Annotated in this window: 13 protein-coding genes; 8 read left to right on the forward strand and 5 right to left on the reverse strand. The window is 67.7% G+C overall.

Annotated features, from left to right (window positions below; translation table 11 throughout):
- Nucleotides 1–6: 6 nt before the first annotated feature.
- The gene (locus J5T34_RS21055; RefSeq protein ID WP_208582778.1) at nucleotides 7–714 is read right to left on the reverse strand and encodes a haloacid dehalogenase type II; all 708 of its coding nucleotides are present in this window, start codon (nucleotides 712–714) and stop codon (nucleotides 7–9) included.
- A 102-nt stretch (nucleotides 715–816) separates the two neighbouring features.
- Between J5T34_RS21055 and J5T34_RS21060 the strand changes: the two genes are divergently transcribed.
- Nucleotides 817–1686, forward strand: a complete 870-nt coding sequence (locus tag J5T34_RS21060; RefSeq protein WP_208582788.1) for a LysR substrate-binding domain-containing protein — start codon at nucleotides 817–819, stop codon at nucleotides 1684–1686.
- A 64-nt stretch (nucleotides 1687–1750) separates the two neighbouring features.
- Here J5T34_RS21060 and J5T34_RS21065 read toward each other — a convergent pair whose 3' ends face one another.
- Nucleotides 1751–2428: a Vgb family protein gene (locus J5T34_RS21065; protein ID WP_208582790.1), complete on the reverse strand. Its 678-nt coding sequence runs from the start codon at nucleotides 2426–2428 to the stop codon at nucleotides 1751–1753.
- An 88-nt stretch (nucleotides 2429–2516) separates the two neighbouring features.
- Nucleotides 2517–3737, reverse strand: a complete 1221-nt coding sequence (locus J5T34_RS21070; protein WP_208582793.1) for a helix-turn-helix domain-containing protein — start codon at nucleotides 3735–3737, stop codon at nucleotides 2517–2519.
- A 136-nt stretch (nucleotides 3738–3873) separates the two neighbouring features.
- On the opposite strand from J5T34_RS21070, the gene J5T34_RS21075 reads away from it, so the two are divergent.
- From J5T34_RS21075 to J5T34_RS21085, 3 genes are all read left to right on the forward strand, one after another.
- Nucleotides 3874–4653, forward strand: a complete 780-nt coding sequence (locus J5T34_RS21075) for a DUF899 domain-containing protein (RefSeq protein WP_208582795.1) — start codon at nucleotides 3874–3876, stop codon at nucleotides 4651–4653.
- Between the two features lie 40 nt (nucleotides 4654–4693).
- The gene (locus J5T34_RS21080) at nucleotides 4694–5461 is read left to right on the forward strand and encodes a DUF2182 domain-containing protein (RefSeq protein WP_244259122.1); all 768 of its coding nucleotides are present in this window, start codon (nucleotides 4694–4696) and stop codon (nucleotides 5459–5461) included.
- 324 nt (nucleotides 5462–5785) lie between these two features.
- Nucleotides 5786–7342, forward strand: coding sequence for a serine hydrolase (locus J5T34_RS21085; protein WP_208582799.1), 1557 nt, complete (start codon nucleotides 5786–5788; stop codon nucleotides 7340–7342).
- Nucleotides 7343–7398: 56 nt separating this feature from the next.
- Here J5T34_RS21085 and J5T34_RS21090 read toward each other — a convergent pair whose 3' ends face one another.
- On the reverse strand, nucleotides 7399–9603 hold the full coding sequence (locus J5T34_RS21090; RefSeq protein ID WP_208582809.1) for a phosphocholine-specific phospholipase C: 2205 nt from the start codon (nucleotides 9601–9603) through the stop codon (nucleotides 7399–7401).
- Between the two features lie 33 nt (nucleotides 9604–9636).
- Nucleotides 9637–9843, reverse strand: a complete 207-nt coding sequence (locus J5T34_RS21095; protein WP_208582811.1) for a hypothetical protein — start codon at nucleotides 9841–9843, stop codon at nucleotides 9637–9639.
- A 267-nt stretch (nucleotides 9844–10110) separates the two neighbouring features.
- On the opposite strand from J5T34_RS21095, the gene J5T34_RS21100 reads away from it, so the two are divergent.
- The 4 genes from J5T34_RS21100 (at nucleotide 10111) to phnE (ending at nucleotide 13262) form a co-directional block, all read left to right on the forward strand.
- Entirely contained in the window at nucleotides 10111–10332 is a 222-nt protein-coding gene (locus J5T34_RS21100) for a DUF2905 domain-containing protein (RefSeq protein WP_432207694.1), read from the forward strand.
- 111 nt (nucleotides 10333–10443) lie between these two features.
- The gene (gene phnC, locus J5T34_RS21105) at nucleotides 10444–11295 is read left to right on the forward strand and encodes a phosphonate ABC transporter ATP-binding protein (protein ID WP_208582813.1); all 852 of its coding nucleotides are present in this window, start codon (nucleotides 10444–10446) and stop codon (nucleotides 11293–11295) included.
- Nucleotides 11296–11366: 71 nt separating this feature from the next.
- A complete protein-coding gene (gene phnD / locus J5T34_RS21110; protein ID WP_208582823.1) occupies nucleotides 11367–12347 on the forward strand; it encodes a phosphonate ABC transporter substrate-binding protein in 981 nt (326 codons plus the stop codon).
- A gap of 105 nt (nucleotides 12348–12452) precedes the next feature.
- A complete protein-coding gene (gene phnE, locus J5T34_RS21115) occupies nucleotides 12453–13262 on the forward strand; it encodes a phosphonate ABC transporter, permease protein PhnE (protein WP_208582824.1) in 810 nt (269 codons plus the stop codon).
- Nucleotides 13263–13276: the final 14 nt, after the last annotated feature.

Consider the following 13276-nt stretch of genomic DNA (forward strand, 5'->3'; position numbering starts at 1 on the left):
GCTCCTTCACGGTTGCACCCAGCGCAGCGTAGCAAATGTCTGGCGCAGGCCGGCGAGATCGGGCAGCACGGCGTCCGGCCGATAGTCCGGCAAGGGCTTGCGTGCGGTGCCGCGGTCGATCCAGATGCAGCGAAAGCCCATGTCGCGCGCCGCCGCCAGATCGAGGTGCGGACTGGCGCAGATATGCACGAGCCGGTCCTTCGAAACCCCGATCTTGTCATGCGCCTGCTCGAACATCCGCGGCGACGGCTTGTACGCCCCCGCCTGCTGCGCGGTGACGACCCGGTCGATATGGCCGCCGAGCTGCGCCACGTTGCCCGCGATGATGGCGTCGTCGGTGTTCGACACGATGCACAGCTTGAATCCCTGCGCCTTCAGCCAGCCCAGCGTCGGCACGACCTCCGGAAACGGCGGCATCGCGCAGATATGGCGCGTCAGTGCATCGGCGTCGCCGGGTTCGAACGGCAGCCCGAACGCTTCCAGCGCGGCGCGCAGCGAGTGCGCCGACACCTCGGCGAACGAGCGATGCGGCGGCGTCTGTTCCAGCCGATGCTCGTGATCGTCATAGACCCGGATGAAGTCGTGCGGATCGACGCCGCGCAATCCCTTGCGGGACAGCAGGCGGTCGACGTAGGCCAACAGGCCTTCGTCCCATTGGATCAGCGTGCCGTAGCAGTCGAAGGTCAGCCACTCGGGGCGATGGGAAGGTTGCATGATCGGGCTCCAGCGTGCGTGCGTGCAATGCAGCCATGCTAAGCTGATCCCGATAAATTCGAAAATTCGATTTTTAGCCGGACTTCATTTGCGGATCGAATCATGCTGGATCTCGAACTGCTCAAGACCTTTGTCAGCGTCGTCGACGCGGGCGGCTTCACGCGCGCCGGCGAACGGGTCCATCGCACCCAGTCGACGGTGAGCCAGCAGATCCGCAAGCTCGAGGCGCAACTGGAGCAACCGCTGTTGCTGCGCCAGCGCGCCGGCAAGTCGGTCGCGCTGACGGAGGCCGGCGAGCGGCTGCTCGGCTACGCGCGCCGGCTGGTCGATCTCGCGCGCGAAGCGGAGACCGTGATGCAGGGCGGTGGCCATGCCGGCGTGATCCGGCTCGGCGTGCCGGACGACTTCGATGTGAAGCGGCTGATTCCGCTGCTGTCGGGCTTTGCCGCGCGCCATCCGGCCATTCGGCTCGATACCGTCAACGGCCTCAGCGTGGATCTGCACAATCGGATCGCCCGGCAGGAGCTCGATCTGGCGCTGCTCAAGCGCGATGCCGATGGCGCGCCGGTGCTGCTGCGCCGGCCGGAAAGACTGAAGTGGGTGGTGGGCCGGCAGTTTGCGCTGCAGAGCGATCCGGTGCCGCTGGTCGTGTTCGGTCCTGGCTGCCTGTACCGCGACCGCGCGATCCACGCGCTCGAAACGTCCGGCCGTGCCTGGCGCATTGCGTTCACGAGCCAGAGCCTGGTCAGCATCCAGGCCGCGGTCGCCGCCAATCTCGGGCTGAGCCTGCTGCCGGCGACGGCCGTGCAGGATGACCACCTGGTGCTCGGGGCCCGCGCGGGCCTGCCGGCACCGCCGCCGACCGAGCTGGCGCTGGTCGGCAACGCACGCCTGCTGACGCCGGCGCAGCAGGCGCTGGTGGACTATCTCGACGAGAAGCTACCCGCGCGCGCTCGGCGCACCGGCCGTTGATGCCCTCCAGGCCGGCCGGACCTCTCGGTCTCCTGGTCGGCGAGTCCACTAGTCCACTAGTCCACTAGTCCGCTCTGGCAGCCGAGCGCGTCGATGCCTTGCCGGCGCCCCGCCCCTTGCGCGCCACCGCCCGGACCTTGCCGCTTTCCCCGCCGCCGCAGAAGAAGCGATCGCCGCCATCGGACTCCAGCCCCGACACGCCCATGCCGGCCGGCATCTCGATCCGTTCGATCACCTCCCCGGTGTCCGGGTCGACGTGGCGCAGGTCGCTCTGCTCGCCCTCCCAGGTGCCGTGCCACAGTTCGCCATCGACCCAGGTGACCCCGGTGACGAAACGGTCGGACGTCAGCGTGCGCAGGATCGCGCCGGTTTGCGGATCGAGTTGATGGATCTTCCGATCGCGCCACACGCCGACCCATAGCTTGCCTTCGGCCCAGGCCAAGCCGGAGTTGCCGCCGTCGGTGGGCGCCGGGATGGTCGAGACGACTTCGCCGGTCTGCGGATCGATCTTCTGGATGCGGTCGCCGGCGATCTGGTACAGGTAGCGGCCGTCGAAGGCAGTGCCGGCATTGGCGGTGACATCGATGGAGCGAAGCATCTGGCCGCTGGCCGGATCCATCGCGTGGAGCCCGTCTCCGGACGCGACCCAGACATGCTTGCCGTCATACGATACGCCGTGGACGGCATCGATGCCGGGGAACGGGCCGTATTCATGGAGGACTTCTGCGGGAATCGATTTCATGCTGGCTTCCTGGTGGATGAGGGTCAAAGGACATGGCGCGTCACCGATGCGCAGGCAAGCTGCGCGATGACGTCTTCATGCTGGCATCCTAGTCCAGGCTCGAGATTGCCGGGAGTAACAAGGTCGTCGTGATTTCGGGCAACGGCGTGGTCATCCATCGGCGCGCGCGGCCGTGGCCGATCGCCTGCACCTTGCCCGCGTCCGCCAGCGCATCGAGCGCGCGTTGCACGGTGCGCTGGCTGGCCCCGAGCGCCAGCGCCAGTCCGGAGCTGGACCACGATTCGCCATCGGCCAGCAAGGCCAGCACCGCGGCGTGCCGTTCTTCGACCGGCCGCGCCAGCACCACGACCGGACGCGTGGCGCGCGGCACCAGCGCATAGCCGCGCGGCGTCGCGCGAATCTCCGCCATTGGCCGGAGGGCGGCACGCAGTCGGCCCATTTCGACGCGCAGACGGGCCCGATGGGAATCATCGGCATGCTTCATCCGGAAGGCCTGCGCGATCAGGCTGTCGCGCGGCACATCGTGGGGCCAGGCCTCACCGAGGGCGCGCGCGAGCACAAACAGGATCGGCCGCGTGGCGAGCGGGACCACCGTGCCGGCGTGGCGCACGGCATGGCGGCAGGCGTCGATGACCAGCGTGTTCGACGCCAGCAGGGTCTCCACGTCGTCGAGCCGCAACTGTCGCGTTTCACCGCGATCGATCAGGCGAGCGGCGGGACCGTCGAGCATCGCGGCAGTCCGATCGACTTCGGCGGCCAGGGCCGGGATGGCAGCGAGGCGGGCGGCGTGACGCGCACGATGGAGCGCCGCGGCGGCGCTGCGCGCGTGCACGCGGCGCATGGCGATGCCGGCGATGACCAGCTCGTGCACGGTTCGCAGCGGAGGCGGCAGTTGGGCCGGATCGATGCCGGTGAGCATTGCCTCGGCTTCGTCCAGCTGCCCGATCAGCAGCAGACGCCGGCTGGTCAGATACAGCGCATGCGCGGCATTGGTGCGGTCGCCGTGCTCCTCCAGCGTCAGGCGCGCGGCATCGAGCGCCTTGGCGTGCCAGCCGAGGTCCCGTGCGGCGAGTGCGATCTCCGCCTCGGCCACCACGCAGCGGGCACGCGCGACCGGGGCACGGTTGCCGAAAGCCCGTGCGGCGCTGCGCACCAGCGCCCTGGCGCGTGCAAACTCGCCGAGCTGCGCCATCGCGATGCCGCGCAGCGCCAGCGCCGGCGCGTCGTCGCGCAAGGCGACGCAATTGAGCGCCCCGAGCGGGTCACCGACCGCGAGCGCGCGGGCCGCAGCCGAGATCGTCCGGTCCATTCGAATCACGCCACACTTGTCACTCCCTCCCTGTCGGGGCCGGCGCCTAATCTAGCACACGACCACCACGCAAATGCGGCGCGTGGCTTGGCCAGAACAAGCCGGACAGCGCCGCCCACCCAACGGAGGAAGCACGATGACCACCCACCCCACCGCCACCCGAGAGGAGTGGCTGGCCGCCCGGCTCGAACTGCTCGAGGCCGAGAAGGCCTTGACGCGGCGCAGCGACGAACTCGCGCGGCAACGCCAGGCGCTGCCCTGGCTGCGCATCGACAAGACCTATCGCTTCGACACCGAACAGGGCAGCGCGACGCTGGCCGATCTGTTTCAGGGCCGCTCGCAACTGCTGGTCTACCACTTCATGTTCGGCCCGGACTACAAGGCCGGCTGCCCTTCCTGCTCGTCGATCGCCGACGGCTTCAATGGATTTGCCGTGCACCTGGCCAATCACGATGTCATGCTGACGGCCGTGTCGCGCGCCCCGCTGGCCAAGCTGCTGGCGTACAAGCAGCGCATGGGATGGACCTTCCCGTGGGCGTCGTCGCACGACAGCGACTTCAATGCCGACTTCAACGTCGCCTTCACGACCGCGCAGCAGCGCGACGGCGAGATCGAATACAACTACCGCCGCGAGCCGGCGGTGCGGGGATGGCGCCGCAACATGGAAGGCGGCGGCGAGCCCGCCGAGAACCAGGTCGCTGCGATGTGCGGCACCGATACGGCCACCTTCCATCGCGATCGGCCGGGACTGAGTGCCTTCGTGAAGGAGGATGGCGTCGTCTACCACACGTACTCGGCGTATTCGCGTGGGCTGGACGGGCTGTGGGGCATGTACCAATGGCTCGACCGTGCGCCGAAGGGCCGCAACGAGACCGGTGTCTGGTGGCGCCGCCATGACGAGTACGGCCAGCGTTGAGGTCGACTCGTGCTGCGCGGGGGCCGAACCGGCGCGCACGATGCCAGACGCACGTCGGTTCTTCGGCGTCTGTGCCCTGCTCTTCGCCGCCAGCGCCGTGGCGACCGTGATGCTGCATGGGTCGATGTCGTCGATGGCGGCGACGCCGATGGCCGGCGGCTGGTCGCTGTCGATGGCGTGGGCACCGATGTGCGGGCAGACCTGGGCCGGCGCCGTGGCGTCCTTCGTCGGCATGTGGGTCGTGATGATGGTGGCGATGATGCTGCCGTCCATCGCGCCTGCGCTGTGGCGCTATCGCGTGGCGGCCGATGGAACGCCCGCCGCGTCGAGCCTGACGGTGCTGGTGGCGACGGCCTACTTCCTCGTGTGGGCGCTGCTCGGGCTGGCGGCGTTCGCCGTGGGCGCCACGCTGGCGGCGTTCGCCATGCAATGGCCCGCACTGGCGCGCGTCATGCCGACGATGGCCGGCACCGTGGTATTGGCCGCGGGCGCGCTGCAATTCACGGCGTGGAAGGCACGTCTGCTGGCGGGCTGCCGCCATTCTGCCGCTCGCACGTCGTCAGCCGATGCGGGCAGCGCCTGGCGGCATGGCCTTCGCCTGGGCCTGCACTGCATCCAGTGCTGTGCAGGCGTGACCGCCAGTCTGGCGGCGATCGGCGTGATGGACCTTGGGGCCATGGCGGTGGCCACTGTGGCAATCAGCGCCGAACGCCTGGCACCGGCGGGCGAGCGGGTCGCCCGGTTGATCGGCGCGCTCGGCATCGGAGCAGGAGCGTGGCTGATCGCGCGGGGCACCGGCTTGGCCTAGCGTATCGCCGGTCCATGCCCTATTCCGCGACCCCGACTCCGGTTTGCGATGGCGATGGCGATGGTGATGGCGTTTCCGATGGGGCTCGGGATTCCGCTTTCGCAATGCTGAAGGCAAGCAGGATTCGCGCGAACCCGACGGATGCGCCGGGACACGACACGACGTTCAGTGTGCGGCATCTGGTCCGGCACATCTGACCTCGTGCCAGTTGTCATCCCCGCTTCTGCCCTCGACTTTCGCGGCCGCAGCTTCTACTGTCCAGCAAGAGTGGAACGCGGCGTCGCAGCGCATCGGTCTGCCAGAACAAGACGAAGGGGACCCGTCATGACGACATTGCACTCGCGCCGCTCGTTTCTCGTCGCAACGCTGGGGACCGCCCTTGCCGCCTGCGGTGGCGACGACGACGACCCGCCGCCCTCGAAAGGTCCACCCTCCCCGCCGGTGCCGGAGGCGCAAATCACGAAAGCGATTGCCCGGCTCGACACGCTGGTCGCCGATCAGATGTCCCGCACCGGCGTGCCGGGCGTGGCCACCGCGGTGGTCCGCGGCAATCAAGTCGTTTACGCCAAAGGATTCGGCAAACGCGCCGTGGGCGAGGCCGCGGCGGTCGACGCCGATACTGTGTTCCAGCTCGCCTCGATGTCGAAATCGCTCGGCGCCATGGTGGTCGCGCATCAGGTCGGGACGGGCCGCATCAAGTGGGACACGACAGTGCAGTCGCAATTGCCATGGTTTGCCTTGTCCGATCCGGAAGTGAATCCGGTACTGACCCTGGCGGACCTGTACTCGCACCGTTCCGGCCTGCCCGACCATGCCGGCGACCGGCTCGAGGACATGGGCCATGACCGCCGCCAGGTATTGGAGCGATTGCGATTCCTGCCGCTGCATCCGTTTCGCGGCTCCTATCAGTACACCAACTTTGGCATCACCGCGGCCGCGGAAGCGGTGGTTGCCGCGGCGGCAATGGATTGGGCCACGCTGTCGGAGCAGACGCTCTATCGTCCGCTCGGCATGGCGCGCACCAGTTCGCGCCATGCCGACTATATGGGCCGCGACAACCGCGCGGTCGGCCACGTGCGGGAGAACGGAGTCTGGGTGCGAGGACCGGTGCGCGATCCCGATGCGCAATCGCCCGCTGGTGGCGTCAGCGCGTCGGTCAACGACGTCGCGCGCTGGCTCATCATGATGCTCGGCGAAGGCATGTTCGAGGGCAGGCGCATCGTCGATGCCGGCGCGCTGAAGGAAGCGATCGCGCCGCACAACCAGTCCACGCCGCCGGCCAATGGGCGTCCGGCCGGTTTCTACGGCTATGGCTTCAATGTCGGCACGAACCCCGCGGGCCGCCCGATGTACAACCACTCCGGTGCGTTCGCGCTGGGCGCCGCGACGGCCTTCCTCGCGGTGCCGTCGCTCGGCCTGGCGATCGTCACGCTGACCAACGGCTATCCGATCGGCGTGCCGGAGACGATCAACAATCAGTTCTTCGATCTGGTGGACTTCGGTGCGATCCAGCGCGACTGGGCCACCATCATCGAGGAGGCGCTGGCGCCGGTGCTGGCACCGGAGGGCGCTCTGGTGGACGCTACGCCGCCGGCCTCGCCGCTGCCGCCGCGCGCACTGTCGGTCTATGCCGGCGACTATGCCAACGACTACTACGGCCCCATCACGGTACGCGAGTCCGCCGGCGCACTGGTGCTGACGATCGGCCCCGCTCCGCTGGTGCTGCCGTTGTCGCACTGGGACGGCGACGTCTACACGTTCCGTCTGCGCAACGAGAACGCGACGCCCGGCACGATCTCGCGCGTGTGGTTCGGCAGCGATCGGCTGACGCTGGAGTACTACGACCACGAGGGGCTGGGCACCTTCATGCGGACAGGCTGAAGCGCACCCCGGAACCGGGATGCGCTGCGCTGTGCCAAACGACCGTCAGATCGGCGTCAGACCTGTCCCATTGCCGGATCGCTGACCAGGTCCTGGCCGGTTTCCATCCGTCCCGCAAAGCGGCGGCGGAATGCCGGGCTGGCGTCGCAGGTCACGACGAAGTCGTACCAGCAGCCGGATTCGCCGATGGCCCATTCGAACTCGACGACCTTGCCGGGAGCAACCATCTTCGTCCACGGGCCATCGTTGCGATAGGCCAGCGCCTCCGCCGTGAAGCGGATCGGCCGGCGGCCGTTGTTATGCAGCTTGACCTGCACGGTGGGCCGCTCGCACGGGTTGTAGCAGACCTGGATTTCGGGCATCGCATCGCCCTGCTCCGCCGCGTCGCCGACAAAGCTGCGGTGATAGCCGTTCGGGCCGAGCACCCACAGGTCGTACTTGCCGCCGTCGCCGCTCAGATCCCAGACGTCGTCCAGCATCTTGCCGGCCTCGACGACGATGCGCCGCGGAATGCGGTCCAGATGCAGGCGATCGTAGACGTGGAACACTGCGCCGACGCTGCGGGCACTGGCGTTGGCGAACAGCAGCTGCAGCGTGTTGTTGCGGGCGTCGACACGGGCGCTGGTGTGCAGCTCGTAGGGCAGCGCACGGGACGGACGCACGCCGGCGTCCTGCACCGGCAACTCGGGCGTGACCGGCACCGGAATCTTCGGCATCGCCTGCTGCGCGGCCGTCAGGCTGGTGGCCTCGGCGCGCGTGGTACGGCCCGCCAGCGCGGGCAGCGGATCCGCGTTCGGCGTCGCGAAATTGAACGCGCTGGTCAGATCGCCGCAAACGGCGCGACGGTACGGGCTGATCTGCGGCTCCATCACGCCGAAGCGCGCCTCGAGGAAGCGGATCACCGAGGTATGGTCGAACACCTCCGAATTGACCCAGCCGCCGCGGCTCCATGGCGAGACGATCCACATCGGCACCCGCGGCCCGGGGCCGTAGGGCCGGCCGTCGCGGGCCGGCTGCTTCGGCGTGGCCGGCTGATAGTCGTGGTATTCGAAGGCCATCTGCGCATCCGACAGCGTCGATTTGCCGGCCACCGTGCCGTCGGGATTGCGCGACGGCGCGGTCGGCGGCGGCAGATGGTCGAAGAAGCCGTCGTTCTCGTCGTAATTGATGATCAGCGCGGTCTTGCTCCAGACCTCCGGGTCCGAGGTCAGCGCATCGAGAATCGCCTGCACGTACCAGCCGCCCTTGGCCGGGCTCGACGGCCCCGGGTGCTCGCTGAATTCGGCGGGCGGGATGATCCACGACACTTCGGGCAAGCGGCCGTTCTGCACATCGTCGCGCAGCGCCTGCAGAAAACCGCCGTCGGCCATGGTGTTGCAGAAGCCTTTGGCATAGGGGCTGTAGCGATCGTCGATGGCCGGATCGTACGGCGGATTGAAGCCCGGGGCGTTGGTGTTCGACACCTGCCGTCCGGCCGGCATCTTCTCCATCTCGGCGCGCCAATGACGGAAACTCATCATCTGGTTGCAGCCGAAGTTGTCCGGGATGTTCTGGTAGACCTTCCAGCTGACGCCGGCAGCCTGCAGGCGGTCCGCATAGGTCTCCCAGGTCCACCCTTCGGTCGACGGCCCCACGTCGGCGCCGCCGTTGAACTCGTTGACCGTCACCGCGACGTTGTCGCCGGTCGGGCCATTGGTGCCGGTCCAGTAGAACAGGCGGTTGGCGATGGTGCCGGTATGAATGCCGCAGTGGTACGCGTCGCACAGCGTGAAGGCGTCGGCCAGCGCGCGCTGGAAGGTCACCTCCTCGTCGTCGTAGTAGCCCATCGACAGCGGCTGCTTGGCCACCGGCCAGCGGTCCATGCGGCCATGGTCCCAGGCCGCCTGCGAGTCGCCCCAGTTGTGCGGCGTGCCGCCCGCGCGCTGGGCGTTGCCGGCGGTCTCGTCGAGGTGGTATGGCGTGATGATGTTGCCGTTGGCATCGGTCTGGTACAGCGCGGTGCGGCCGTTGCGCAGCGGGATCGGGAAGCGATCGCCGTAGCCGCGCACGCCCTTGAACGTGCCGAAATAGCTGTCGAACGAACGGTTCTCGAGCATCACCATCACGACGTGCTTGACGTCCTTGATGGTGCCGGTCGCGTTGTGGGCCTCGATCGCGAGCGCGCGGCGGATGCTGGGCGGGAAGCTCGCCAGCACGGCGGCCGCGGCGCCGGTGCCCAGCGATGCCTTCAGGAATTGTCGCTTCGACGGATTGAATGTCATGGCGGATTCTTTTTCGTTGGGGACGGAGGAGAGTCAGGGCGCGCAGCGGCTCGAGCAGTTGCCTGGCTTGCCGGGCAGCTTGCCGCTCGGGTTGGTGGTGTCGGGCGCGGCCGAGGGCGACAGGGTCGCGCCATCGTCGCCGCCGCCGCAGCCGGCGAGCAGCAGTGCGGCCAGGATGGCACCGGCCGCGAGCGGCAGCGTCGGGCGGCGCCGCGTTGGGGAAGCAATGGGAAAGGGCATGGCTGAAGTTCCGTGGTGGGGGAAGGGCACAGCGTGATCGGCGTCCTGCCGGCGCGGCTCTGGTGGCGGCGACGGGACACGGCTCTCGTGGAGCCGATGCGGCAAGACGGCATGCATTGTTGGTAGCCCAAATGTCAGTTCCTTGACACATGGGCACAACTACGAATCTTCGTTGCCGATGCAGCGCTGCCCCGTCCTCTCCGCCGGCCTCGGGCAAGGCTTGCGGCGTGGCTGCGCTTCTTCTACGCTTACCGGATCCGACTGTCCGTGCACGCCAGCGTCTTCACCATGCAGCGCTTTCTCGTCATCGCCGGCCTGGCCCTGTTCGCGGCGGGACTCGCGTGGCCGTGGCTCTCCCGTCTACCTTTGGGCCGCCTGCCCGGCGACATCCATATCGTCCGGGAAGGGTTCAGTTTCCATTTCCCGATCACGACCTGCATCGTGATTTCGCTGATCGTTTCCCTGCTGATCTGGCTGTTCCGGCGCTGAGCGCCGCCGACGCGGCACGACGCGTTCCATCGGCAAAGCCCTTCGGCACCGTCATCGCTCTGTCATCACCTCCCTCCAGAATGCGCTCGTCATTCCAGCAAGGGAGCCGACATGACCCACGCAATTGAAGTCCGCGGCCTGAGCAAGTCGTTCCGTGCCGATCGCAAGGCGTTGGACGACGTCACGCTGCAAGTGGCGCCCGGCGAAATGGTGGCCCTGCTAGGGGCATCGGGTTCGGGCAAGTCCACGCTGCTGCGCCATGTGGCCGGCTTTGTCGCCGCCGACAGTGGCGAGATCCTGGTGCATGGCCGCGCCGTGCAGCGCAATGGCCGGCTGGCGGCCGACGTGCGCAAGGCCCGCGCCGAAATCGGCTTCGTCTTCCAGCAATTCAATCTGGTCGGACGGCTGCCGGTGATCACCAACGTGATGATCGGCATGCTGAGCCGCATCCCGAAATGGCGCGGCCTGCTTCGCTTTTTCAAGGCCGATGAGCTGCGCGCCGGGCTCGATGCGCTTGCACAAGTTGGTATAGACGACTATGCCTTTCAACGTGCTTCGACGCTGTCGGGCGGCCAGCAGCAACGCGCGGCGATCGCCCGGACGCTGGTGCAGAACGCCCGCGTGATCCTCGCCGACGAGCCGATCGCCTCGCTCGATCCCGAGTCCTCGCGCCGCGTGATGTCGCTGCTCACGCAGATCAATCGCACGCACAAGGTGGCCGTGGTGGTGTCGCTGCATCAGGTCGACATCGCGATGCGCTATTGCCCGCGCGTGGTGGCGCTGCGGCAGGGCAAGGTCGTCTACGACGGCCCGTCGCATGCGCTGACCCAACGGATGCTGCGCGATCTCTACGGGACCGAGGCCGACGAGCTGCTGCACGACCTGGTGCCCGACCGGATCGCCATGCCGATCGACGGCTCGCCGGTGCCGGCCACCGTCACGATGGATCTGGCGGCCGCCTGATCGCCCTGCTTCTTTTCGCTTCGCCCGCATTCCGCGTCCTCTTTGCCCTCGTTTCGCACCGGAGACAATCCATGCTTCGCAGAACCTTCTTCGCCCTGATCGCTTCGGCGATCGCCGCCGCCCCCGCCCTGGCGCAGGACGCCAAACCGCTCAGCATCGGCTTCATCTCGACCGAGTCCTCGTCCAATCTGAAGACCGCGTGGCAGCCGCTGATCGACGACCTGAGCAAGGCGCTGGGCGTGCCGATCAAACCGTTCTTCGCCTCCGACTACGCCGGCATCATCGAGGGCATGCGCTTCAACAAGGTGCAGATCGCCTGGTTCGGCAACAAGTCGGCGATGGAGGCGGTCGATCGCGCCAACGGCGAGGTGTTCGCGTCGGTGATCGACAAGGATGGCAACCCCGGCTACTGGTCGCTGCTGATCGTCAGCAAGGACAGCGACCTGAAATCCGTCGAAGACGTGATCAGGCGCGGCAAGGAGCTGTCCTACGGCGCCGGCGATCCGAATTCGACCTCGGGCACGCTGGTTCCCGGCTACTACCTGTGGGCCGCCAACAAGGTCGAGCCGAAGACGCTGTTCAAGGCCGTGCGGATCGGCAACCACGAGGCGAACCTGCTGTCGGTGCTGAACAAGCAGGTCGACGTCGCAGTCAACAATACCGAGAACCTGGACCGCTATCGCGTCAACACCGGCAAGAACCCCTACGACCAGGTGCGCGTGCTGTGGAAATCGCCGCTGATTCCGGCCGACCCGATGGTGTATCGCAAGGACCTGCCGGCCGAGATGAAGAAGAAGATCCAGACCTTCTTCGTCAACTACGGCAAGGGCGCCGATGCCGCGCGCGAAAAGCAGGTGCTGGCCACGCTCACCTATCAGGGCTTCCGTCCGTCCACCGATGCGCAGCTGGTGCCGATCCGCCAGATCGAGCTGGCCAAGGAGAAGGCCCGCATCGAGACGGACGGGACGCTGGCCGCTGCCGACAAGGAGAAGCGTCTGGCGGACGTGTCGCGGCGCCTGGCCGAACTCGACAAGGCCGTCAGCACGCAATGATCGCGCCGTAATCGCGCCCTGTTCTGATCTCACCGCCCGGCCCGCCATGCGCGGCGGGCCAGCGCCCTACGTCTCTGTTCCCTCTTCCTCTACCGGATTGCCCTCATGACCGCCACCGCCAAGCCCGGCCTGCCTTCGCCGCAAGCGAACGGACGGCCGCCGCGCGCTTCCCTGTCCGCGATGCTCGTCTGGGCCATCGTGCTCGCGATGCTTGCCCTGTCCTGGCAGGGCGCCGATATGCGTCCGCTGGATCTGCTGCGCGACTCCGGCAATATGGCGCAGTTCGCCGCCGACTTCTTCCCGCCGGACTTCCGCGACTGGCGCCATTATCTCGACGAGATGCTGGTCACCGTGCAGATCGCGGTCTGGGGTACCGCGCTGGCGGTCGCCGTCGCCGTGCCGCTCGGCCTGCTGTGTTCGGCCAATATCGTGCCGGCCTGGGTCTATCAGCCGGCTCGACGCCTGATGGACGCCTCCCGCGCCATCAACGAGATGGTCTTCGCGATGCTGTTTATCGTCGCGGTCGGCCTGGGGCCGTTTGCCGGCGTGCTGGCGATCTGGATCCACACCACCGGCGTGCTGGCCAAGCTGTTCGCCGAGGCGGTGGAGGCAATCGATCCGCGGCCCGTCGAGGGCGTACGTGCCACCGGTGCGGGCCGGCTGGAGGAGATCGTCTATGGCGTGATTCCGCAGGTGCTGCCGCTGTGGCTGTCGTTCGCGCTGTATCGCTTCGAGTCGAATGTCCGCTCGGCCTCGGTGGTCGGCATCGTCGGCGCCGGGGGCATCGGCACCGTGCTGTGGGAGATCATCCGCAGCTTCCAGTATGCGCAGACCTGCGCCGTGATGATCCTGATCATCGCGTTCGTGACGGTGATCGACCTGCTGTCGGCGCAGATCCGCAAGGTGCTGGTCTGAGGCGAACGCGTTAG

It is taken from the genome of Cupriavidus gilardii, from assembly GCF_017598945.1.
GTDB lineage: Bacteria > Pseudomonadota > Gammaproteobacteria > Burkholderiales > Burkholderiaceae > Cupriavidus > Cupriavidus gilardii_E.

Excerpts from the sequence above, each read along its gene's own strand:
- J5T34_RS21055 (WP_208582778.1), bottom strand. The coding sequence starts at position 714 with ATGCAACCTTCCCATCGCCCCGAGTGGCTGACCTTCGACTGCTACGGC.
- J5T34_RS21060 (WP_208582788.1), top strand. The coding sequence starts at position 817 with ATGCTGGATCTCGAACTGCTCAAGACCTTTGTCAGCGTCGTCGACGCG.
- J5T34_RS21065 (WP_208582790.1), bottom strand. The coding sequence starts at position 2,428 with ATGAAATCGATTCCCGCAGAAGTCCTCCATGAATACGGCCCGTTCCCC.
- J5T34_RS21070 (WP_208582793.1), bottom strand. The coding sequence starts at position 3,737 with ATGGACCGGACGATCTCGGCTGCGGCCCGCGCGCTCGCGGTCGGTGAC.
- J5T34_RS21075 (WP_208582795.1), top strand. The coding sequence starts at position 3,874 with ATGACCACCCACCCCACCGCCACCCGAGAGGAGTGGCTGGCCGCCCGG.
- J5T34_RS21080 (WP_244259122.1), top strand. The coding sequence starts at position 4,694 with ATGCCAGACGCACGTCGGTTCTTCGGCGTCTGTGCCCTGCTCTTCGCC.
- J5T34_RS21085 (WP_208582799.1), top strand. The coding sequence starts at position 5,786 with ATGACGACATTGCACTCGCGCCGCTCGTTTCTCGTCGCAACGCTGGGG.
- J5T34_RS21090 (WP_208582809.1), bottom strand. The coding sequence starts at position 9,603 with ATGACATTCAATCCGTCGAAGCGACAATTCCTGAAGGCATCGCTGGGC.
- J5T34_RS21095 (WP_208582811.1), bottom strand. The coding sequence starts at position 9,843 with ATGCCCTTTCCCATTGCTTCCCCAACGCGGCGCCGCCCGACGCTGCCG.
- phnC (WP_208582813.1), top strand. The coding sequence starts at position 10,444 with ATGACCCACGCAATTGAAGTCCGCGGCCTGAGCAAGTCGTTCCGTGCC.
- phnD (WP_208582823.1), top strand. The coding sequence starts at position 11,367 with ATGCTTCGCAGAACCTTCTTCGCCCTGATCGCTTCGGCGATCGCCGCC.
- phnE (WP_208582824.1), top strand. The coding sequence starts at position 12,453 with ATGACCGCCACCGCCAAGCCCGGCCTGCCTTCGCCGCAAGCGAACGGA.